Below are 22,583 nucleotides of genomic sequence, written 5' to 3' on the forward strand. Positions count from 1 at the left end.
TCAACAAATAATTTGGATATGTTATAAATCTTTACACAATATCATTCAACATCCAGCAAATTGGAGAGAATAACCGCCGCTTGAGCACGGTTAGCCACACCTTTAGGCACAAACGTTGTTTCCGTCATACCGCGGATGACTCCCTCCTGATAGAGCAACGCAACCGAGTCCATGGCATAGGAAGCGATTCTGCCGCGATCCGAGAATGAAGCCAGCGTTTCTTCTGCGTTATTCACCTGTTTATTCTTGACGGCTTTCAGCACATTCGCGCTCATGATTGCCATTTCCTCACGTGTGATTGGCCGGTTCGGCTCAAATTTGCCGCCGCCCACGCCTGACACAATGCCTGCATTCACGGCTGTGGACACATACTCAAAATACCAAGCGCTGCTATTCGTGTCACTGAAAGATACCGAAGTCCCTGTATTTTCCATCGGAAAAGCTCTGAGAAGCATCGTCAAGAACTCCGCACGAGTAACCTCCTTCAAAGGGGCAAAACGTCCCTCGCCGATGCCGTTAATGATGCCCATAGAGGCCAATCTACCGATCGCAGCATGCGCCCATATCCCAACTTCTTGAAGGTCCTTGAATTCAACAACAGGTAGGGCCGGTGTGTCTGTTACCGAATCCGATTCCGTTGTAGTTTCAGGTTCTGCCGGTCCCGCAGGCCCGGCAGGCTCAACGGGCGTGGTTGCTCCATCGCTGCCTGTTAAAGTTTTATCGTCATCATCGTCACGATCTGAACCGCCGGAGCTCGTTCCGCTGCTGATCGTTGTGACAGGAGCCTGTTCCATGACCGTTGTAAAGATGGCATTCGCCACAATACGGTATTGATTCTGCGGATGATCACGGTTAACCAGATCATTGGCGAACAGCACCACATTCGGGTTGGCTGTATCCTGATCCTGCTTAGTGGCGATGCCGAGCACTTGGCCTTGCGCTTTCTCATGTCCCGGCCACCAGCCTGCCAGGTAAAATCCGTTCTCGCCGCTAATCTGGGCAACAACATCCGCATTATCCGGCACGGAGGTAATCCACGACCCCGAGGCGGTGTAGAAATAATCCTCAAGCGGATATTCTGCAGTCACCGTATTATTTTGGTTCAAAATCGTTCTAAACAAGCCCTCATGAGAAGCAGCCGTATATCCGTAATCAAAGCCATTCAGTATATCGGCCTTCTTCATCTGACCAAGCGGACTATTGCCGAATCCAACAAACGGCCTGCCTGCTGCAACAAGCTTCGTATCTACGGCCCCGCCGTCGCTGACAATCACATCGCCCTGCACCTGATCCGTGACTAAGGAGAAGCCCATTTGATTCAGAGCAAAGGTATTCTCACCCGATCCAACCGCAGCCACCTTCGGTGAGATCAATGCTTTGACCTGAACGGAGCCGGAAAGCGGCACTGCACCAAGCAGGTAGGAGTTCCGAATGGCAGCAAACTCTCTTCCACCGATCAGGTAATCTCCCATCTCGTAGCCTTGACCGCTAGCTTGAATGAAATATACCGGCTTGCCTTGCTTCAGCAGCGTGTTCACGGCGTGAACCGCGTCATTATTGCTGTTTTTGACCACATAATAGCTTGCTCCCGCCTGTACACTTGTTACCGGTATCGTTTCCTGACCTACGGCTGTTGTTTTGCCGGCAAATGCACCGGCTTCCCTCACCGTGTAGCGGTCAAATCCGCGCATTTCGGGGAAATTCTGTACCACCTCAGCATACATTTCAGCAAAGTCGGATACGTCGGCACCTTTATAGAGCACCAGGTTTGCATAACCCCGCTTAGCCTGATGCATATCGACGACATAGGACCCTGCCGGATATATCACGTCGCCGACCGTTACCGGTGCAGTTGTTTTTGCGACGTTAACACCGTTCCGATTCAAGTAATTCACCATGCGGTACGTCTCAAGCGGATTTTTCTGCAGTTCGCGGTCTACCGGCAGAACATAATATTCAGGGAAAAAGCTGCTTTCCCCGTCCCGCGGACGACCGATTGGCTCATAATCGGCATTAACCAAATACGGGTCCACGGTGCGGGAGTCAATTCCTTCAATCCCGCGCTTGTAAATTTCCAGTTGGTTCAGGAACAGCTCATCCTTATTATTCATTACATAGTTTGTGGAGGCCAAGGCTGTATAATACAATGCATCGACGGATGCCTCGCTGATTTCAGGAATTTCAATCGTATGTCCGAGCGCCCCATGATGCATAGCGAATACCGCTGTATACGCCGGGGAAAAATCATCCCAGCCCGAGCTGTATCCATACGGCTCGTAATTCGGATTCTCCGCCGATTTGCGGGCTTCCTCATAAGGGATGTGGAACTGATCATACTTGGTATTTGCAATTCCCGCCCTGCCCATCTGCTCCGCCTGTTCCACCATATGGTCGATTAGCAGATCATACTCAGCGTTCGGATCATGCGGAGGTGTGCAGGGCTCGATCAGAAATTCTTTGACAAAGCCGTGCATATCGAGAAAGGACAACGGCGACCACTTGGCGATCTCGCTGGTCACAATTTGCGTTTCCGGTTGGGTCTGATAAGAGTTGTCCCGGTTCAAATCCAGTCCGTTGGCATTAGCCCGTGTGTTAGCCACCCTGCCGTCTGGGTTTTCCGTATAATTTAACAGGAAAATGACGTTATCCAGCGCTTCATCCACATTGACCGTAACCTGCTGTGGGTTTCCTTGATCATCCACCGTATCGTAAGTCACCTGCTCCTCCTGAGCCACGGTGCGGAAGAGCTTCACAATCGCGTCAATACCCGGCGCTTCATCAGGATGGATGTTGTTGATCCAGACCGGTACTTTGTAATCCTGCAGTTCACCGCTACGGATGCGGTTCTGCAGCTCCTCGGGATCATTCATCATGAGCGGCAACGTTTCGTTCAGATACTGGTCGACGGAGGCCTTGTCCTTGGCGACAATGGACATTTGGATATCCCGTCCCTGTACCGATTTGCCCAGTACCCGGTAATCAATATAACGGTCGGCGCGTGCGTCAGCCGTGATGGCATCAATCGCCGGTTTGATTTCCTCGAAGGTATGGAAGCTATCGTAGGGTACAATTTTGATGGCTCTGCGATACAGTTCACCTTTAGATCCGGCTGCAACGAGATCGACGGTCTGCATCATTTTCGGGTATTCTCGCCGCACGCTTCCGTTCAGATCCTCCACTCCGTAGAGGAGGTCGAAATTGATCATATATGTAAGTCCGGAGTCTGAGCCTACAGGTGCTGACGCATTGACAAAAGGGGCTCCACTGTATGTCCCTGCAGTCCCTTGTCTCCCTGCCTTCCACGATTTCCATTCGCTCAGCGGCTTACCTCCAAGCGTCCAGCTTACTTCAGCAGGCGAGACCGCCCCTGCCAATGTAATTTCCAGGCTGCGCCGTTCGGTCATCGGCACAAGGTATACATCTTGAGCAACCGCGGTTTGCTGCAGTTCATAGACGGACGAGGTTACAGAGCTTTGTCCCGCCCCATCCTGAAGTGTGCCCGCTGACTGGGATGGAACTGGTGTTTGGACCGCTGCCAAGGCGGGTACAACCCCACTACATAACAAACTGGCAGTTAGAATTGTGGAAGCCCACACTTTAGGTGACTTTACCGATACCATATCACTTTCCCCCCATTACGTGAATTGTTATGTACGAAAACTTCACACGATCCGCGTTTCTACGCTACTATACTAAAGAAATCTATTAAATACCAGTGGGTAATTAATATTTTCAATAGATTATGTATAGTTATGCACACAAAAGGTTCCTTGATTGGCAGGTTATATGACACAAATACTTTCGGCACCGGAATAAGGAATCGCCGGCGTATGCAAATTGGTAAAAAGTCACATCCTATACCATACTTTCTGATCCTAATCGTGAAGGAGACACTTATGGAACTGCAGCCGATTATTCCTTTTGAACCGGTCAAGACAGAGCAAATTCCTGTGGGCCCGGAATGGATTGCGCAAGTGAAATGGGACGGGATAAGAATGCTGGCCTACTGCAGCAATGAGCAGGTACGCCTGGTCAACCGGAGGCTGCACGACAGAACCCTGCAGTATCCAGAGCTGCTGCAGCCTTGGGTCTATTGCTCCGCCTCCTCCTTCATTCTGGATGGAGAGCTGGTTGCCTTTGATGGGGGAAAGCCTTCTTTTCACGAGATTATGAAAAGAGACAGCCTGCGCAGGCAGCAAGCTATCACGCAGGCCGTCAGCAGAGTTCCCGTCGTGTATATGGTGTTTGATGTGCTCCTGACCGATGACCGCTGGGTTACAGAGCTTCCCCTTTCGCAGCGCCAAGCCCTGCTGCAGGATATGATCAAGCCGGACCAGCAGCTCGTGCAGCCTGTACAGAGCTTTCCGGATGGAGACGCCCTGTTCAGAGCCGTATCGGAACAGCAGCTTGAAGGAGTCGTCCTGAAGCGGCTGGACGGAGCCTATCTCATCAACGGCAAAGATAAACGGTGGATGAAGCGGAAAATCAGCCGTGACCTGTACGCTGTAATCGGTGGGGTAACCTTCCGTGACAAGGTGGTAAACTCGCTGTTGCTGGGGCTGTATACTCCGAAAGGACAGCTCATGTATATCGGTCATGCCGGTACGGGCCAACTGACCATTCAGGACTGGAGCAGCCTGACCGAGAGGGTCAAGCCGCTGGCTCTAAGCACGATCCCTTTTAACGCCAAGCCTCCTTTGCTGAGGGAAACGATCTGGGTTAAGCCGCAGCTCGTCGTAAAAGTGGACTTCCTGGAATGGACGCCTGGCGGTACGATGCGCCATCCCAGCATTGAAAGCATCGTTGAGCATATGGCACCTGCAGAGTGCACGATTGAACAAATAAAATAAGCAGCTACCTGCATCCGTCAGAAATTCTGACTGCTTCTTCGTTGACAAATTTCCGGCTGTAGGTTAAGGTAAAAGCAAATTTTTTCTCAATGCTGTGCGGGTGAAGCACCCCGCAGGACAGGCCTTTGCGCCTTTCTTGCGGGGTGCTTTTTTTGCGTGTACCCGTCTAACAGCACAATTTAAGTAAAGGAGAGGAAGATAATTGGTAAACAGCGGGATGATAAGAGGCTGGAGCAGGATGCTGGTCCTGCTTCTGGTAGCAGCCTTATGGTGGGGGAGCATTCTCCCCGCCCAGGCGGATAGTTGGGAGGCTGCGCTTGACGGGATCGATGCCGTATATGATGACGTTACGGAGCTTGAGGCGCTGATCAAGCTAGAGAGTAAGCAGACCCAGACCCTGCGGCAGAAGAACAATGACAGCCTGCAAGCTCTTAATAAGGATATCCAAGCTATCGATGCGGCACTGATCGCCAGGCTTACAGGGGAGGTTAAACAAATAGAACAGAAGCATGCAGCCCTTCTGAGCCAATACTCATCCCTCTCCAAGCAGGCGGCGGCTGCCAGGAAGCAGAAGAACACCAAAGCCGCTGCCCTCCTGGATTTGAAGCGCAATAACCTTAAGCCTTCATACACCCAGGCTAAAGCAGAGATCAAGGCTAAGAAGGACGCGCTGACGGCTGCCAAGAAGCAGGCGACGACCAAGAAAAAAGCGGTCAAGGATGCGCTCCTCCCTGTTACCGCGTTGAAAAAGCAAATTACTGCCGAAAACAAAGTGATCGCTGACGCCCGAAAAAGCAAGACCGCTGCCAACAAGAAGTACCGAAGCGCCGTTAAAATAGGTGATGCGGTTACAGCTTTGACCCAAATGATGGTGGTGTATGATCAGTTAGCCCGCATTCATACCTCCCAGCAGAAAACGTATACCTGGGAGAAGAAGATCGCGGAGGGCCTTGCCGCCGCAGAGGCGAAGCTGCCATAGCCAGAAGATTGCGATTTCCGGTTGTTCCTTTTAAGTTGGGGGATGCACAAAGGCAGCGGAGAGGACGAAGCAATTCCGGAAAAGCGGAGCGGTCACCTTTTGCCCGAAGGGTCAACTGTGATTGGAGGAATGCTTCGTTCTCGGAGCGTCTCACCCACGCACGAAACACGAACAAAAAGAGTGCCCGGTCAAGAGCCTTTGGGGACACCCTCTTTGTCTATAATGATTGTAAATAACTCATGGAGGGGTTGGAATGTTTGTAACCATTACAGATTTCACCACCGGGTGGCTGGAGGAGAGCGCCAATACGGAACGAGTATTAGCCCATTTGACTGATGCTTCACTTGCGCATAGGCAGCAGCGGTCTAACGCCGACGGATGTTAGCTTTGACGGCGTCTCGGATCGGGGTGGACCCGGTATTGAGTTCGAGAATCTGCTGGCCGATGCGAGGTTCGTGAAGCAGCTCAGCGAGAGTTTCAGCGACATCGGCGCGAGCTATTTGACCGTGGAACTCGGCTGGCCCGAGTGAAACGGTGCCAGTTCCGATATCGTCGACAAGCAATGACGGACGAAGAATTAGCCAATCTAGATCGCTACGACTAAGCGCGATGTCTGCTTGCTTCTTCACAGCAAAGTAATACTCGACCTCGTCACCGAGGTTACGCTCCCGCCACGACTCTGGGAGTACCGAAGTAACGGTTTCTTTGTACGGTCAATATACCATGGACCAACTTCGCTTGCCACCCGACCTCTATAAAAACAAACGGACCGATAAGGATCACTCCCTCCCCGGTCCGTTTTTCGATTTTTCAACTTGCAAGGCTCGCCACTGACACCAGCTTACTGTGCGTTAAAAGTATCGGTCAGTACTGGCACGATCTGCGATTTGCGGGAAACAACGCCTTCAAGAACCGCTTTGTTACCGTCAAGCTTCACGTTGTAAGCTTGCTCGACAACCTGCGCCTGGCTGCCAAGGGCGATGCCCACAGAATTGCTGTTCACGATGTCCGTAACCACAAACAGGAACAGGTCCAGGCTTTTATCCGCAATCGTCTTGTTCAGAGCAGCCTCCAGGTCGGATTGGCGGGACAGCACATCGTTGACGTCAACCGCGTTAACTTGGGCAATCTCCACTTTACGGCCGTTCATATCGAATTCCTTCGCATCCAGGCTGATCAACTGCTCAATGGAATGCTTGCTCAGATCAGCGCCCGCTTTCAGCATGTCGAAGCCGTAGGCTTCCGCGTCCACTCCGGCAATCTCGGCCAGCTCACGCGCTGCGGCTACGTCCTGCTCCGTGCAGGTCGGGGATTTGAACAACAGAGAGTCCGAAATAATGGCGGACAGCATCAGGCCAGCGATGTCCTTAGGAACCGCAACACCATGTTCCTTATAAAGCTTGTTCAGGATGGTTGCTGTGCAGCCGACAGGCTCAGCGCGGAAATATAGCGGCTGGCTTGTCTCGAAATTCGCGATACGGTGGTGATCGATCACCTCGATGACACGGACTTTATCAATATCGTTGGCGCTTTGCTGGCGCTCGTTATGGTCGACCAAAATAACATCCTGCGCTTCCTCAGAAACGTTCTCCACCAGACGGGGAGCGCTTACTTTGAAGTAGTCCAGAGCATATTGCGTTTCCCCGTTCACTTCCCCCAGACGTACAGCCTCGACGTCGGCACCGAGCTGTGTCTTCAATGCGGCATAAGCGATTGCTGAAGTAATGGTGTCCGTGTCCGGATTTTTATGCCCGAAAATGAGTGTTTTTGCCATCCTAATCGACTCCTTATAAGAGAGTATATTTTAAAGTCAACAATTCCAATGCAGATTATATCATTAATGCTGACCGCTTCGCCATCCAGAAGGCGCATTTTCCCCAAAATATTTGTCTCTCCGGCCTATAAATCTAGTAAAAATGTATAGTAAACGCTCATTTGATATGGTAACATATGGCTCAAAACTATAAACTCATCCAGTCACCATGTTTAATTCCAATAGGAAGGAGGCGCAAAAAAACCGGCAGACGCTCCAACTCGATCTAGTTCAAAGCAATACATTTTGAATGAAAAGAGGGGAATCGTTGTTGACAAAGTATTCTTTCCTACGAAAATTACCATTTGCATCGCTCGCATTTATTCTTACTGCCGGACTATCTCTTCCATCCACCGGCCTGGCTGCCTCAGGCGACCCTTCACTGACCGGGCTTGAGCTCGATGCCCTGCGTTCCGAGCTACAGGCAGCCCCAGAACCGGCCTATATTTCACCAGAGCTCAACACCTCTTCTTCCAAGCAAATCAATGTTATCGTACAGCTTAGCAGCGACCCCGTTGCTGTAAAAAGATTCGCCGCACGGGGATTAGGAGCTTTCTCCGCTCGTTCTGCCGAATCCTCAATCACCAAGGAACAGACTTCATTCGTCGAACTCGCCAAACAGCAGGGCATTCCGCTGACCGTAAACTATAAGTATACTACAGTGCTTAATGGTATGGAGGTCACGCTGCCTGCCGATAAAATCCCTGCTCTGGCCAAGCTCCCCGGGGTGAAATCCGTTCATGAGAACAAAACGTATTTCTCCATCCCGGTTGAAGAGCCGCCAGCTCTCACAGCGGAAGAGGCTACGTATGATGTCCTCTTCGATGAAGCGCCGCTGAAGCAGATCGGTGTGCCTGATGCGTGGGCCCAGGGACTGACGGGCGAAGGTATCAAGGTCGGTGTCATTGATACCGGCATTGATTACAACCACCCGGATCTGAAGGATGCCTACAAAGGCGGCTACGACTCCTTCTATCAGGATAACGACCCGTATGAAGAACCGCCGCTCACGATGAGTGAAGACCCTTACGGCTCCGGCTTCTCGGGAACGTCGCACGGCACGCATGTAGCCGGTACGATCGCCGGACAGGCCAAAAATACCACGTCAGACATTGTGCAGAAGGGGATTGCCTACAACGTTGACTTGTACGCCTACAAAGTTCTCGGCCGCAATGGCTCCTCGGCCAGAGCCTCTGGTTCCTCAGCTCAGGTCATCGATGGAATCGAACGCTCCGTCAAGGACGGCATGGACGTGATCAACCTGTCCCTCGGGTCCGATCAGGAGAAGGACCCCAACTCGCCTGATTCCATCGCCATCAACAACGCGGTGCTATCCGGTGTGGTGGCCGTCATTGCAAACGGCAACGCAGCGGATGCTCAAAACGGCTCTTATTTCTATTCCATGGGATCTCCCGCCTCTTCTCAGCTTGGGATTTCCGTTGGGGCCGCAACGACGCCGGGTTATACCTTCACCGCGTCGGCATCCGTGACGGCGGATGCGTACAGCTCGGTTACCGATTCCACCTATCATGAATTCTATATGATGGGGTGGAGAACCAGTGACGAGGATTTTGCCAGCATTTTTGGAACCGGCCCGCATGATCTTGTCTATGTGGACTTGGGACAAATAGATGATTATGACGGCCTTGATGTGGAGGGCAAAGTCGTTCTTATCTCCCGCGGCAATCTGGCATTCGTAGACAAAGTGACCATCGCCAAGCAACATGGCGCAAAAGCCGCCATTATCTTCAACGGCAATACAAGCGGATCGAACCCCAATGAGGCCGACCTGTCCGAAAATGTCACGAATCGGAATGACTACACTAATGTAAGTCTCGGGGACAGCCTGGGCTTCATTCCGACGTTCGATATGGATGGCAGTGATGGCCGCGCATTGGCGCGCAGCATCCTTGCCAGTGGAGAGCAATTCGCATCCGTTTCTTTCAATGGCGAATATCCACGGTACGATGTCGCTGGAGACACCATCGCTTCGTTCAGCTCCCGTGGACCGAACAGCGACGAATTGCTCGGGATCAAGCCTGACGTAAGCGCACCAGGCGTTAACATCATGTCGAGTTATCCTGCCTGGAGCAAATATATTGGGGATGCTTCCTATGAGGAGGCCTATGAGCGCAGCAGCGGAACCAGTATGGCTTCACCGCACGTAGCTGGCTTGGCCGCTCTGCTCGTTCAGGAGCACCCGGATTGGACTCCGTTCGACGTGCGCGCAGCGCTGGCCAATACGTCCGATGCCCTGTATGACGAAAAAGGTACGCTTTATGACGTATACTCACAGGGGGCGGGTCGCGTCAACATCGCCAAGGCGATCCAAACGCCGGCCTTGCTGCAAACTGTTGAACAAGTTTCCATTCTAGATAAGGACCTGAACTACCAAAATGTAACCAACTACGGCTCTTCTGCAAGCTTCGGTGTAATGGCTGCCGGCAGTGCAGCCAAGCAAATTCAGCTCCAGCTCAAAAACGTGTCTTCGGGCAGCGTGGAGTACAAAGCTTCCGTAGTGATGCATCCTGATGTCACTTTGAATCCTTATGATAAAAATTCTGCGCCGACACCGGATGTGAACAACATCAAGGCCGAGCTGGCGGGTACCCATGGAGGCACAGTCTCGGCTGCGGCTGGCGGCACCCAGTCCTTTTCCCTGTCGGTACAGCCGACGGCAGGAGCCGCCGACGGTGTATATGAAGGCGAAATCATCCTGGAGAGCGCAGGTCTTCCGACGCTGCATCTCCCATTCTCCGTCCATGTTGGAGACGAGCAGCCGGCTACCGGCTTTGGCTTGCAGGAGATGACCCTGTCGAATACAATCATTACACCTAACGGGGACGGCAAGCAGGACGCCACCGACATTTCCTTCCGTCTGACCGCGGACAATACCGATTATATTGAGCTTCAGATCTACGGTGTAGATGATAAGCTGGTCGGTGTGGCAGATGCCATTTCCACCGATACCGGATTCCTTGAGCAAGGTGCATACCAGTTTAAAAATTTCAACGGCACCTATGTGGGACTCGATGTATACGGAAATCTGGAAACAGACGAGAGCGGGAATCTGGTGTACCGTCATCTGACCGATGGAACCTATAAAATAACGCTTCTTGCGCCTAAGCTGGACGAAAACGGAAACTACAAGTTCTATGACGGTGCGCTGGACGCTTACTACGCATCCAAAGCTCTCCGTGTCGATAACGTCCCGGCCACCCCCGGCAACGGCGGTGGCGGGGGCGGGGGAAGTGACGATGATGATGATGATGGCGGGTCGGGCGGTGGCGGCTCAGGTGGCGGTGGTTCCACAACACCAAGCCCAACACCGACACCAGGTCAGCCTGCTCCTGTGAGCGCTGGCAGCATCCAGGCTGTTGTACAGCAAGGGCAAACCACCCAGAGCGTAACAGCCTCCGCTATGGTGAGCGGCAATGCACAGGCATTGACCGTAACCGATGCGGATCTGCAAAAGGCCTTGGCCGCAGCCAGCCAGACACCGACAGCCATCGTCATCTCGGCGAACAATCAGGACACGGCTACAACCAAACTAACGCTTACTGCGGCACAGGTTGAAATTCTTTCAGGCGCTGCTGCGAACAGCAGCCTGATTTTGAACAGCAACGGTGCTTCACTGGCTCTTCCGTTGTCTGTATTAAGCTCCGTGAGTTCCGGTGCCAGCCTTGAACTGATCGTAAGCAGCGAAGCACAATCAGCGGCAGATTTCACGAAGGGTCTGGCCGGGGCTTCGGTCATCGGTACACCAACGGCTTTTGAAGTCAACGTCCTGGCCGGCGAGAGCAGCGAACCTATTGCCGTACCGGCTGAAGTCCGTATTCTCCGCGCCTTCACCGTACCGGGTGAGCTCGAGCCCAATACAGCCGGCGTATTGTATATCAACAACGGCAAAGTGCATCCTGCTCCCTCCGTCTTCAGCATCCAGCCGGACGGAACGGCAGTGGTGAAGGTAAGCCGTCCAGGCTTCTCAACCTATGCGGCGGTTTCCCGAGCATCGAATTTTAATGACATTTCTTCATCCTATGCTCAATCCGAAATCCAATCCCTAGCCAACAAACTGCTGGTCAATGGTACTTCGGATACTGCGTTCTCACCGAAAAAGAACGTAACCCGCGCCGAGTTCGCGGCCATGCTGACACGTGCGCTTGGACTGCAGCCGACATCCAGCACACCATTCTCTGACGTAAGCTCGAACAACTGGTATGCCAGTGATGTCGGGGCCGCTTACCAAGCCGGGTTAATTAACGGACGGACGAATGGCACGTTCGATCCGAGCGCCAACATCAGCCGTCAGGAAATGTCGGTCATGCTTGCGAAAGCCGTTGATTTGCTGAAAATTACTGCTGATGCTGAAGGTGCTGTGCGTACGCCTTACGCTGATGCTTCCTCAGTCGCCGGATACGCACAGAACAGCATTGAGAAAGTAACGGCGGCCGGGCTTATGAATGGTGAAGCATCAGGAGGCTCTTCCTTCTTCCGGCCGCAAGCACCAACCACACGTGAGGCAGCGGCTAAAGTGCTTTACCTTCTATTGAAGGAAGGCGAGCTTATCAATTAAGTAACCCTTTAACATCAAACAAATCAAAAGACCTCCAAGAGAATGTCCCCCCTATCGCATGATAGGAAGACAACCTTGGAGGTCTTTTTTTGCTATTTTGCCTAAAGCCTTGATGACTGTACGAGCAGGGGCAGCCGCATCCGGAAAACACTGCCTTGGCCCAGCTCGCTATCCGCCTCCAGCACACCGCCGTGCGCCTCGACAATAGATTGCGAGATGGCAAGACCGAGCCCGGTGCCGCCGGAGCTGCGCGTACGGGACGAGTCACCACGGAAGAATCTTTCGAAGATGCGCCCAAGCTGCTCCTCGCTCATCCCCGCTCCGTTATCACGCACGGATAGCTCTACTGTCCTGGGACCGGCTGCAAGCGTGACTGCAATAACTCCATGCTCGGGCTCCGTATGCTGTACCGCATTATGAAAAAGATTCAGAATAACCTGTTTAATGGCATCAGAGTCAGCCAGCACTTGAACGGCCCCCGTAAGATCAAAGGTCACCGCACGCGCCCCTGCAAGCATCAAGAGCTGGGGCTTCATAGAGAGCAGCAGGCGGTCGAGGGCTGTATCCTTCAGCTCCAACTTCGGCCTGCGGTCCAATTTGGCCAGGAGCAGCAGATCTTCCACCAGCTTGTTGATTCTTTTGGATTCCCCGTGCATGCTCTCCAGTGCAGCCTGAAGCTGGGCCGGGTTGGATGCAGCCCCCCGCAGCAGCACCTCCAGAAAGCCGTGAATCGACGTCAAAGGGGTACGCAATTCATGTGACGCATCAGCAATAAAACGTCTTATCTGCATCTGCGCCTCTCTTTCGGCAGCAAAAGCAGCTTCCAGACGGCCGAGCATCCCGTTGAAGGATACAGCCAGCCGATCGATTTCATACTGCCCCTGGTTGGCTTCGAAACGCTCGGTTAAATTTCCCGCATCGACTAGCTTCACCGCCTGCACCATCTGGGAGAGCGGAACCAGAGTACGGCGAAGCACAGGCAGCATCAGTGCAAGTCCACCGACCAAAGCCAATAAAGCCAATGAGATAAAAATCAGGAGCTGCCGCAGCAGCAGGTCACGCAGCGGTCCGATGCGATAACCCATCTGCACTAAATCACCGCTATTCCCTCTCGGCCTTCTGCTCTCCCGGACAATCACAAGCTGCTCATTCCCCTGAGTATCCTTTACAATCAGATAGTCCCCATTTCTGCGCGAGGAGCTTTTATTTTCGCGTGCTGCCTCATAAATGTCTGCCGACAACCGGGGAGATATAAGACCGTTTTCAGCAGACAGATCCGTAAAGGTTCCTTCCTCCCCGATCACCGCAACAGAGGTATCCGGCATAAACAGCAATCGCGGCCGTTCCTGCTGTGGAAACGGACCTCCTCCAGCCCCTGAAGCTCCCTCCGCGAACAGCGAGAATCTCCGGAATAATTCCATCGGCATCGTGCGGAGCTGCGCCTCCATCGTTTCCACACGGCTGCGGTAAAGGAAATCCTTCATCAATATATATTGAAGAAAGCCGATGAACACCAGCAGTACGGCTACGATAAGGATCGTTCTCGCCAGCAACTGTGAACGCAGCGAACGCAGCGCAAGGACATCCCGCCACCGCCTTTTTCTCCGTATCATGGCAAATCCATCCGATAGCCGACACCGCGCAGCGTCCTGATCAGCTTATGTTCTTTGTCCTGCAGCTTATCGCGCAGGGAGCGTACATAGACTTCCACAATATTGTCTTCACCGCCAAAATCATACCCCCACACCCGGTCCAAGATCCGGGCTTTGCTCAGGACCAAGCCGTGATTCAAAACCAGCAGCTTAAGCAGCTCATACTCGGTAGGAGACAGCTCCAGCACACGTTCCTCATGCTTAATTTCCCTGCGGCGATCATCGATGCGAAACGGTCCGTACGCCACCTCGCCCAGCAGATCGGGGAACTGATTACGCAGCCGCGCTTCAATCCTGGCCAGCAGCTCGTCAAAATTAAACGGCTTGACCAAATAATCGTCAGCACCCAGCTTAAGCCCTTTCACCCGGTCGTCGACCTCGTCCTTGGCGGTCAGCATGATCACGGCAATATTGTCTTCTGTTTCCTTCAGGCTGCTGCAGACATCAAACCCGTTCATCTCCGGCATCATCACATCCAATACGGCCACATGGGGCCTGAAATCTCTAGCCACCTCCAGCGCTTCATAGCCATTGGAAGCCTTCCTCACCTCAAACCCCTCATTCACGAGACCGAACTCCAAAAACTGCAAAATATGAGGTTCATCATCCACGATCAATATTTTAACGCCATTCAGCGTGCTCATCCTGTATTCATCCTTTCATGTCAGGCCCACAGCAAGTCAAGCAAATACAACATACCATCATTATGCTATTGTCACCTGAAATTTGGCTGAAAAATCCTTCTGCAATCACTTTCAGTGAACATTCAGCTTAGCTTCATAGCCGATTCAGGTAGCGCGGGCATGATGGAACATCCAAAAAAGCTAGCGAAATAAGTACGAGGAGTGATTGATGCATAGTGAATGTTCCAGGGCTATATGGTTCTGCCCGCAAACCGCATCACCTGCAAACAAAAAAATCATTTAAGCGAAGGTTTCACTCCTTTTCTTCCGGAATGTACCATAAAATGGACTATGAGCTGCTGCGAAAATCGCAAAAAAGGAGGCGTCGTTCATGAGTATCCCGGAAGGAAATTTGCTTAGCAATATCGAACGTTTTTCAGGATTTGCGGATGGCTATGACCGCAGTCGGCCGCAAGCGCCGTCTGTCGTACCGGAGCTGATCATCCGGTATTTAAGACGCAGGCCCGCTCTTGTGGCAGATGTGGGCTGCGGCACCGGATTGTCCACCCTGCTGTGGAGGAACTGCGCAGAGGAGGTCGTCGGCATTGAGCCGAATGCGGATATGCTCGCTGTCGCAAGAGAGAAGCTGGCCGATTCCAAGGACACGTATCAGATTTCGTTTGAGCACGGTTTTTCCAATGCACTGCCTTGTGCAGACGAATCCGTCGATGTCGTCACGTGCTCCCAATCCTTTCACTGGATGGAGCCTGCCAGCACATTAGAAGAAATCAGGCGTGTACTCGTACCGGGCGGTGTCTTTGCAGCCTATGACTGCGACTGGCCCCTCTCCTTAGAGTGGGAGGCGGAAGCGGCTTACAACCGAATTATAACCAAGGCCGAGGACATCGTTAAACGGCTTGCTCCCGAAGAGCAGCAGGCCCACAAGTGGGATAAAAATACTCACTTGGAGCGAATGACGGCAAGCGGCGTGTTCCGGTTCACGAAAGAAATCGTATTTCACCACTATGAGCCATGCGATGCGGACCGCTATGTACGACTTGCCCTTAGCCAGGGGGGAGTCCAGACCGTCTTCAAGCTTGGCTCTTCCGAGCTGGATGAGGACCTGGTGCGCTTCAGCGCGCTGGTCGGCAAAGCCTTCGCGGGCAAAACGCTTGACCTGATGTTCAGCTATCGAATGAGACTGGGCATCAAGTAGATAGGATCTATTGACCTGGGCTCGCCTTTGTGCGTTGTGAGACGCTCCGAGAACGAAGCATTCCTCCAATCGCTCTTGTCCCCAAATTTCTGATTATTTTCCTTAGCGGATGAAATTCGGGAACAAATGCGAGCGCTCCGCTTTTCCGGAATTGCTTCGTTCTCTCCGCTGCGTCGTGCATAGGCCTGCCTAAACAACGCAAAAAAATTTGATCCCACGGGCCGATTTAGAACACGCTGGCCGTAAGCAGCTCATGCAAGAGCTCAGGATAGTCTGTAATAATTCCGTTGACTCCAGCGGCAATCAGTGACTTCATTTCTTCCGCTTCATTGACCGTGAACGGGTTATACGCAACCCCCGCCTCCGCAGCAGCGGCAACCCATTCAGGGGTGACAGCCTCTTTGTACGGATGCAGGGCGGTCGCGCCGAACATACGCGCATATTCCCACGGCTGGTACAGACCTTCCACATACAGAACCCCCGTCTGAATCTCAGGAGCGATCCTTTTGCATTCCGCCAGCGAATAGTGATTGAAGCTCGAAATGAGGACCTGCTCCTCCAAACCGGCCTTTCTAACGGCAGCAATCACCTGTTCTTCCATGCCGGAATAGGGGAGGATGCTGTTCTTCAGCTCCAGATTCAGGATGATGTCCGTAGACGCCACCAGGTCCAGAAGCTCTTCCAGAAAAGGCAGCCTCTCCCCCTTAAACGCTTCATCAAACCATGAGCCCGCATCCAGTTCGCGGATTTCCTCTGCCGTAGCCTCCTCGACCAGCCGTTCATCTCCTGTAGTGCGCATCAGATATTCGTCATGGATGAGCACAAGCCGCCCGTCCCGTGTCCGCTGCACGTCGGTCTCAATCCCTGTCGCTCCCAGCTCCAGCGCGCGCCGGAATGCCGCCATCGTATTCTCTGGACTGGTGCCCGAAGCCCCACGATGAGCAAAATTGATCACTGTGTTGATCATTGCGATCCCTCCCTGATTTCTGCTGCCTGGAATCATTGTAGCTGATCTGTATTTGGAGGATGTTAAGCAGCTAAAAAAAGCCCGACCCGGATCATACCGGGTGCGGGCTCTGCTAAAAAATAAATTTACTGCGCTTTGCGCAGGCGGATCACATTCCAGGACGCCTTGCCAAGCTGGGCGGTTACGATACCACCGTCCAGCTTGGAGCTTCCTCCGCTGCGGGGTGCCACCTTTTCCTCCCCAGGTCCGTTGACCGCTTTGAGATCCTCATGCTCCATGACGATATGCTCCACAATCCGGTAACCCTCGAAGCTGCGCACATCACATGTCAGATCAAGCCCTTCGGACAGATGACGATTAACCGCGAAGATCGTTAGTGCCTCTCCTGCCTCATCATATACCACCGCACTGTCCAGATACGGAACATCCGTATAATCCTGGGCGTCGTATTTGGGGGAATCCACCACAGGCATCAAGGAAATGCCCCGTCCAAATTGAGAAGCATGCATATAAGGGTAGAAAATCGTCTGCTTCCAGGCGCGGCCATTATTCTCTGTCATGATCGGAGCGATTACGTTGACCAACTGCGCCAGGCAAGCCATTTTAACACGATCGACATGGCGGAGGAACGTAATCAGCATGCTGCCGACCAGCAGCGCATCCTCGAAATTATAAATATCCTCCAGCTGCGGAGGGGCAATACTCCACGGTTCAATCTTGGTGTCCGCCTCATTGGAGTGGTACCAGACGTTCCATTCGTCAAAGCTGAGCAGCATTTTTTTCTTGCTGCGCTTCTTCGCCTGGATGTAATCACATGTGGAAATGACCGTATGAATAAAATGATCCATATCCATCGAACGCGCGAGATAGTTGGCGGTATCATTGTCCCTGTTGCCGTAGTACTGGTGCAGAGATATATAATCGACCGCCTCATACGTATGATCAAGAGTCGTCGCTTCCCATTCGGGGAAGGTCGGCATGCCCGCGCTTGAGCTGCCGCAGGACACCAGTTCAATATCCGGGTCAATCCATCTCATCGCCTTGGCCGTTTCCAGCGCCAATCTTCCGTATTCCTCCGCCGTCTTGTGCCCGATCTGCCACGGTCCGTCCATCTCGTTGCCCAAGCACCATGTCTTGATCCGATGTGGCTGCTCTACCCCATGACTGCGGCGCAGGTCACTGTACCTGGAGCCTCCCGGATGATTGCAGTATTCCACCAGATTGCGGGCGGCGTCAATGCCGCGTGTGCCGAGGTTGACGGCCATCATGACCTCCGAGCCGACCTCTTGTGCCCATTGTATAAACTCATTCGTCCCCACTTCATTCGGCTCTACCGTTCTCCAGGCAAGCTCCAGCCGCTTGGGCCGGGATGCAACAGGACCGACACCATCCTCCCAATCATAGCCGGATACAAAGTTGCCGCCGGGATAACGGATAATCGGCACATTCAGTTGCCTGATCAGATCCTTCACATCACTCCGGAAACCGTTTTCATCAGCAGACGGATGTGAAAGCTCGTAAATGCCTCCATACACCGCGCGGCCTAGATGCTCAATAAAAGAACCGTAAATCCGTTGATCCACCTCAGCAATTCGGAACGATTTATCGACGATCATTCTGGCTTTCAGACCTGTTGTTGCCATGGATATCATCCTCTCTGGATATAAAATTCGGCAAGTTTGCAAACCTGTTATAGAAGCGGCGGTCAATACAGATAAAGCTGCAGCAATGAGAACCAGGATGACTGTATGTATCATGCGTAAGAAGAACAATGTTGCTGCCGGACTGCACTGTTTCGCGCACAACGAATATAGCATACGGCTGATCTATAATCAACAAAAATATTAATAGTTAATATTTTTATTATCATCATTCAGCAAACCTTCAGCCAGGTTTAAGACTGAACTCATTTTGGTGCTTTATGATTGGTCTTGTACCAAAAAAACGAGCTCAGAAAGGTGGAAACAACATCATGAAAAACGGTTTGAAAGCAAACAGCAAAAGTACTAAAAAAGCTATTCTGGCAGGCACCGTGGCGCTTGCTGTGGTAACAGGGGCCGGCATCTGGACTACCCAACCGGCACAAGCAGCGGATACAACGACGGCAGCTCAGGACAAGGCGGCTTACCAAGGTAACCTGGGTGGACACGGTCCAAGGGGAGGCTTCGGTTCAGGCGAGCTGCAAACCCAGCTTCAGAAATGGCTGTCCCTGGATGCGGAGGCTCTAAAGTCTGAACTGAAAGACAATACCCTTGCGGAAATTGCAAAGGAACAAGGTGTCTCCACTGAAACGCTGCAATCCAATCTGGAAGCATGGCTGGAGGATAACATGACAGCGCCCCGCCGGACCAAAGAGGATTCTGACGAGGACAGCACCGACGAAGAATCACAGGATGCCAAGACTCCTGACTTTGCCGACATGGCCGTCAAAATGCTGGAGAGCAAAGGCGGCTTCGGCATGGGTCAAGGCCGTGGCGGCATGATGGGCGGTGGTATGATGGGCGGCGGCATGTTCGGAGACAACAAGGAGCTGACCTCTCTGCTCAGCCTGACCGCAGACGAGCTGAAGGCGGCCATCAAGGAGGGCTCCTCTCTAGCTGACATCGCGGAAGAGCAGAATGTGGACGTAAATGAAGTCGTTGATCTGTTGGTATCCTCCATGACCGAGAAGCTGGGCACACAGCTTGAGGAAGGAAAGCTGACAGATGAGCAGTATGAGGAACGCAAGGCTGCTCTGGAAGACCGGGTTACCCAGATGGTGAATGGCGAGCACCCTGAGAAGCCTGCCAGAACAGAACAGTCGGAGTAACAACGGCTCTTTTCTCAACTCCCTCTTATCATAAGAAAAAGAAGCTGTTTCGCAAGCAGGAGCGGGCTGCGAACAGCTTCTTTCATATGTTTAGGGCCTTCGTTCCCTCAGGAGCAGAACCGTCAAATATTTGCGGGCATCCGCCGTCAACAGCCGCAGGCTGGCCTCTCCCTCTGGCAAACCGGGATGCACCAGGCGGACGTCCGCACCATCCAATCCCTCCTGCACAGAACGGATTTGGTAGCCTGATTCAACCAACCCATCCAGCTCCAGCTTCTCGGCTGCATACAGCTCATAAGCTGACATCTCACAGGACTCCTTCTTTGCTGACCACAGGCAGCGGCGGCTTCGCCAGCCCCCCAAACCGACTGCGCTTCAGATATTGACCTGATCCGGGCATCCCCACAAATTCCTTATTACGAATGACAAACTCTCCGCGCACTAGCACGGACACGGGCTCACCCGTGATTCTCATGCCTTCAAAGGCACTGTAGTCCACCTTCATATGATGTGTCTGTGACGAGATCACCCGTTCACCATAAGGGTCAAAAATAACGAGGTCGGCATCACTTCCCACAGCAATCGTGCCTTTGCGCGGGAATAGGCCGAAGAGTCTGGCGCTTGCCGTTGAGATCATATCCACAAATTGATTGAGGGTAATTCTCCCTTTACATACGCCTTCGGAATATAACAGGCTGAACCGGTCCTCAATCGTCGGGCCACCGTTCGGTATTTTGGAAAAATCCCCTCTCCCGAGCTCCTTCTGGCCAATGAAATCAAACGAGCATTGATCTGAGCCAATCGTCTGCAGACTACCGGAGGACAGAGCGTTCCACAGCACATCCTGGTTCCACGCTTCACGCAGCGGAGGAGACCATACATATTTCGCTCCTTCAAAGTCCGGCTTCTCCAAAGCCGTCTGGTCCAGCAGCAGATACTGCGGACAGGTTTCTCCGAACACCCGCAGCCCCTTTTTGCGCGCCTCCTGTATTTTCCCCACCGCCTCGGCACAGGTCACATGAACGACGTATAGCTGGGAATCGGCCAGCTCCGTCAGGTATGCCGCCCGCCCTGTAGCCTCCCCTTCCAGCTCCGGCGGGCGCGTGAGCGCATGGTGGATCGGGTCTGTACGACCGGCAGCGAGCGCCTCGCCGACGAGGACATCAATCACGTCACCGTTTTCCGCATGCACCATCACAAGCGCACCGTGCTCGCGTGCGGCGCACAGCGTTTGATATAATGTTCCGTCATCGGCCTGGAACGTATTTTTATAGGCCATGAACACTTTAAGTGAAGTAATGCCCTCTTCCTCCATGATCGACGGCAGCTCTGCCAGCACCTTGTCGTTCAGCTCGGAGACCATCAGATGAAAGCCGTAGTCGATAACCGCCTTGCCACGCGACTTCGCGTGCCAGGTTTGCACCGCTGCGGCAAGCGGCTGCTCCTTGTTCGTCAGGCAGAAATCGATGATCGTGGTGGTCCCGCCATACGCAGCCGCCATCGTTCCCGTTGCGAAATCATCCGCCGTGACCGTCCCGCCAAACGGCATATCCAGATGCGTATGAGGATCTATGCCTCCCGGAAAGACATAACAGCCCGCTGCATCAATCACTTCCGCCCCGGCTTCTTCCAAGCCTTTGCCGATACGGCTGATTTTTTCATGTTCAATGAGAATATCAGCCTCGTACGTATCCGCCGCCGTTACAATTGTCCCGTTTCGGATCAGCTTTTTCATCTCACAGCACCCCCGCTTCAGATGAGTTCGTATGCAATGCCCCCAGCAGCCGCTGGCGCTCATTCCAGGTCATCGGCTCAAGCCCGCTGCCCACTTCAATCATGTCGATGGCCCCCTCGGCCGGACAGACAATGGAGCAGAGATTGCAGCCGACACAGTCTTCTTCACGCACCTGGACATAGGATTGACCGAGGTCATCGGTCAGCAGATCGATGCACTGATGGGAGGTGTCCTCACAGGCAATATGGCATTTATTGCAGTGAATGCAGTGATCCTGGTTGATGCGGGCCGTCACCTGATAATTGAGATCCAGGTCCCCCCAATCGGAGTAGCGCGGAACAGACTTGCCCACCAGCTCCATCACTGATGTGATGCCTTTGTCGTCCAGATAGCGATTCAGCCCGTCGATCATCTCCTCCACGATCCGGAAGCCGTGATGCATCGCCGCCGTACACACCTGGACGCCGGTCGCGCCCATCAGCATAAATTCCACGGCATCCTGCCAGCTCGACACGCCGCCCATACCGGATATAGGCACCCCAATCTCCGCCTTGCGGGCGCATTCGGCCACCATATTCAGCGCAATCGGCTTTACCGCCGGGCCGCAGTACCCGCCATGGGCTCCTTTACCCCCGACATGGGGAATGGTGTTCCAGGTATGAATGTCCACGCCTGCCAGACTGTTGATGGTATTGATCATGCTGACCGCGTCGGCACCTCCCCGAACGGCATGCCGCGCCACGACCGTGATATCGGTAATGTTCGGTGTCAGCTTCACAATGACCGGGGTCTCCGCCACTTCCTTGACCCAGTAAGTCTGCACTTCCACCAGATCCGGCTGCTGCCCGGAAGCGGCACCCATGCCCCTTTCCGCCATGCCGTGCGGACATCCGAAATTCAGCTCCAGACCATCGACACCGACGGCCTCCACCCTTTTCACAATTTCATGCCACTTCTCACGCACCGGCTCCACCATCAGCGAGGCGACAAGCGCCCGGTCGGGAAACCGCTTCTTCGTCTCCGCAATCTCCTTCAGGTTGACCTCAAGCGGCCGGTCCGTAATTAGCTCGATATTGTTAAATCCAGCCACTCGCTGGCCGTTAAAATGAACAGCAGCGAACCGTGACGAGGTGTTGATAATCGGCTCCCCGAGTGTTTTCCAGACCGCGCCGCCCCATCCGGCCTCAAAGGCCCGCTGCACCTGATAGCCGGTATTGGTCGGCGGTGCCGAAGCCAGCCAGAACGGATTCGGGGCCTGAATGCCTGCAAGATTGATGCTTAAATCCGCCATGTGAAATCCCTCCTGGATAAGACATATTGAACGGCGTTGATCGCCGCTTTCGTCCTGATGGGCAATGAACAT

General features: G+C 53.2%; 16 protein-coding genes. 6 read left to right on the forward strand and 10 right to left on the reverse strand.

All coding sequences use genetic code 11. From position 1 onward, the window contains the following. Positions 1–41: 41 nt before the first annotated feature. Positions 42–3,620, reverse strand: coding sequence for a M14 family metallopeptidase (locus OIN60_RS21360; RefSeq protein WP_305756893.1), 3,579 nt, complete (start codon positions 3,618–3,620; stop codon positions 42–44). A gap of 276 nt (positions 3,621–3,896) precedes the next feature. Between OIN60_RS21360 and OIN60_RS21365 the strand changes: the two genes are divergently transcribed. From OIN60_RS21365 to OIN60_RS21375, 3 genes are all read left to right on the forward strand, one after another. After that, entirely contained in the window at positions 3,897–4,850 is a 954-nt protein-coding gene (locus tag OIN60_RS21365) for an ATP-dependent DNA ligase (RefSeq protein ID WP_305756894.1), read from the forward strand. A 238-nt stretch (positions 4,851–5,088) separates the two neighbouring features. Further along, complete coding sequence (locus tag OIN60_RS21370) at positions 5,089–5,829, forward strand: hypothetical protein (protein ID WP_305756895.1); 741 nt, start codon at positions 5,089–5,091, stop codon at positions 5,827–5,829. Between the two features lie 253 nt (positions 5,830–6,082). Beyond that, the gene (locus tag OIN60_RS21375; RefSeq protein WP_305756896.1) at positions 6,083–6,214 is read left to right on the forward strand and encodes a hypothetical protein; all 132 of its coding nucleotides are present in this window, start codon (positions 6,083–6,085) and stop codon (positions 6,212–6,214) included. On the opposite strand, the gene OIN60_RS22715 is transcribed toward OIN60_RS21375, so the two are convergent. Both OIN60_RS22715 and OIN60_RS21380 read right to left on the reverse strand, forming a co-directional pair. Next, on the reverse strand, positions 6,195–6,458 hold the full coding sequence (locus OIN60_RS22715) for an NAD(P)H-binding protein (RefSeq protein ID WP_370872584.1): 264 nt from the start codon (positions 6,456–6,458) through the stop codon (positions 6,195–6,197). The two genes, OIN60_RS21375 and OIN60_RS22715, sit on opposite strands and share 20 nt — an antisense overlap. Before the next feature lie 212 nt (positions 6,459–6,670). Further along, a complete protein-coding gene (locus OIN60_RS21380; RefSeq protein ID WP_305756897.1) occupies positions 6,671–7,603 on the reverse strand; it encodes a manganese-dependent inorganic pyrophosphatase in 933 nt (310 codons plus the stop codon). Positions 7,604–7,913: 310 nt separating this feature from the next. Between OIN60_RS21380 and OIN60_RS21385 the strand changes: the two genes are divergently transcribed. Beyond that, the gene (locus OIN60_RS21385) at positions 7,914–12,218 is read left to right on the forward strand and encodes a S8 family serine peptidase (protein WP_305756898.1); all 4,305 of its coding nucleotides are present in this window, start codon (positions 7,914–7,916) and stop codon (positions 12,216–12,218) included. Positions 12,219–12,319: 101 nt separating this feature from the next. Here the strand turns inward: OIN60_RS21385 and OIN60_RS21390 are convergent, their stop codons facing one another. Continuing rightward, positions 12,320–13,831, reverse strand: a complete 1,512-nt coding sequence (locus OIN60_RS21390) for a sensor histidine kinase (protein WP_305756899.1) — start codon at positions 13,829–13,831, stop codon at positions 12,320–12,322. Then, positions 13,828–14,514, reverse strand: coding sequence for a response regulator transcription factor (locus OIN60_RS21395; RefSeq protein ID WP_305756900.1), 687 nt, complete (start codon positions 14,512–14,514; stop codon positions 13,828–13,830). The genes OIN60_RS21390 and OIN60_RS21395 overlap by 4 nt, the downstream gene beginning before the upstream one ends. A 370-nt stretch (positions 14,515–14,884) precedes the next feature. Here OIN60_RS21395 and OIN60_RS21400 point away from each other — a divergent pair, with 370 nt between their 5' ends. Continuing rightward, positions 14,885–15,709 carry a class I SAM-dependent methyltransferase gene (locus tag OIN60_RS21400; RefSeq protein ID WP_305756901.1) on the forward strand — a complete coding sequence of 275 codons (825 nt, stop codon included), beginning with the start codon at positions 14,885–14,887 and terminating at the stop codon, positions 15,707–15,709. Positions 15,710–15,935: 226 nt separating this feature from the next. Here OIN60_RS21400 and OIN60_RS21405 read toward each other — a convergent pair whose 3' ends face one another. Both OIN60_RS21405 and arfA read right to left on the reverse strand, forming a co-directional pair. After that, positions 15,936–16,676 carry a glycerophosphodiester phosphodiesterase gene (locus tag OIN60_RS21405; protein ID WP_305756902.1) on the reverse strand — a complete coding sequence of 247 codons (741 nt, stop codon included), beginning with the start codon at positions 16,674–16,676 and terminating at the stop codon, positions 15,936–15,938. Positions 16,677–16,801: 125 nt separating this feature from the next. Further along, complete coding sequence (gene arfA / locus OIN60_RS21410; RefSeq protein WP_305756903.1) at positions 16,802–18,319, reverse strand: arabinosylfuranosidase ArfA; 1,518 nt, start codon at positions 18,317–18,319, stop codon at positions 16,802–16,804. Between the two features lie 329 nt (positions 18,320–18,648). Between arfA and OIN60_RS21415 the strand changes: the two genes are divergently transcribed. After that, complete coding sequence (locus tag OIN60_RS21415) at positions 18,649–19,485, forward strand: hypothetical protein (protein ID WP_305756904.1); 837 nt, start codon at positions 18,649–18,651, stop codon at positions 19,483–19,485. Positions 19,486–19,575: 90 nt separating this feature from the next. On the opposite strand, the gene OIN60_RS21420 is transcribed toward OIN60_RS21415, so the two are convergent. Genes OIN60_RS21420 through preA form a run of 3 tightly spaced genes read right to left on the reverse strand, consistent with a single transcriptional unit; the run spans position 19,576 to position 22,511 of the window. After that, positions 19,576–19,791: a hypothetical protein gene (locus tag OIN60_RS21420; protein WP_305756905.1), complete on the reverse strand. Its 216-nt coding sequence runs from the start codon at positions 19,789–19,791 to the stop codon at positions 19,576–19,578. Position 19,792: 1 nt separating this feature from the next. Then, a complete protein-coding gene (gene hydA, locus OIN60_RS21425; protein ID WP_305756906.1) occupies positions 19,793–21,220 on the reverse strand; it encodes a dihydropyrimidinase in 1,428 nt (475 codons plus the stop codon). Position 21,221: 1 nt separating this feature from the next. Next, positions 21,222–22,511 carry an NAD-dependent dihydropyrimidine dehydrogenase subunit PreA gene (preA, locus tag OIN60_RS21430; RefSeq protein ID WP_305756907.1) on the reverse strand — a complete coding sequence of 430 codons (1,290 nt, stop codon included), beginning with the start codon at positions 22,509–22,511 and terminating at the stop codon, positions 21,222–21,224. Positions 22,512–22,583: the final 72 nt, after the last annotated feature.

This window comes from Paenibacillus zeirhizosphaerae (assembly GCF_030705605.1).
In the GTDB taxonomy this organism is placed as follows: Bacteria; Bacillota; Bacilli; order Paenibacillales; family Paenibacillaceae; genus Paenibacillus; species Paenibacillus zeirhizosphaerae.

Bases quoted from the DNA above. Each gene is read 5' to 3' on its own strand.
- OIN60_RS21415 (WP_305756904.1), top strand. From the start codon at position 18,649: ATGAAAAACGGTTTGAAAGCAAACAGCAAAAGTACTAAAAAAGCTATT.
- OIN60_RS21370 (WP_305756895.1), top strand. From the start codon at position 5,089: ATGCTGGTCCTGCTTCTGGTAGCAGCCTTATGGTGGGGGAGCATTCTC.
- preA (WP_305756907.1), bottom strand. From the start codon at position 22,511: ATGGCGGATTTAAGCATCAATCTTGCAGGCATTCAGGCCCCGAATCCG.
- OIN60_RS21360 (WP_305756893.1), bottom strand. From the start codon at position 3,620: ATGGTATCGGTAAAGTCACCTAAAGTGTGGGCTTCCACAATTCTAACT.
- hydA (WP_305756906.1), bottom strand. From the start codon at position 21,220: ATGAAAAAGCTGATCCGAAACGGGACAATTGTAACGGCGGCGGATACG.
- OIN60_RS21405 (WP_305756902.1), bottom strand. From the start codon at position 16,676: ATGATCAACACAGTGATCAATTTTGCTCATCGTGGGGCTTCGGGCACC.
- arfA (WP_305756903.1), bottom strand. From the start codon at position 18,319: ATGGCAACAACAGGTCTGAAAGCCAGAATGATCGTCGATAAATCGTTC.
- OIN60_RS21395 (WP_305756900.1), bottom strand. From the start codon at position 14,514: ATGAGCACGCTGAATGGCGTTAAAATATTGATCGTGGATGATGAACCT.
- OIN60_RS21420 (WP_305756905.1), bottom strand. From the start codon at position 19,791: ATGTCAGCTTATGAGCTGTATGCAGCCGAGAAGCTGGAGCTGGATGGG.
- OIN60_RS21400 (WP_305756901.1), top strand. From the start codon at position 14,885: ATGAGTATCCCGGAAGGAAATTTGCTTAGCAATATCGAACGTTTTTCA.
- OIN60_RS21375 (WP_305756896.1), top strand. From the start codon at position 6,083: ATGTTTGTAACCATTACAGATTTCACCACCGGGTGGCTGGAGGAGAGC.
- OIN60_RS21365 (WP_305756894.1), top strand. From the start codon at position 3,897: ATGGAACTGCAGCCGATTATTCCTTTTGAACCGGTCAAGACAGAGCAA.
- OIN60_RS21380 (WP_305756897.1), bottom strand. From the start codon at position 7,603: ATGGCAAAAACACTCATTTTCGGGCATAAAAATCCGGACACGGACACC.
- OIN60_RS21390 (WP_305756899.1), bottom strand. From the start codon at position 13,831: ATGATACGGAGAAAAAGGCGGTGGCGGGATGTCCTTGCGCTGCGTTCG.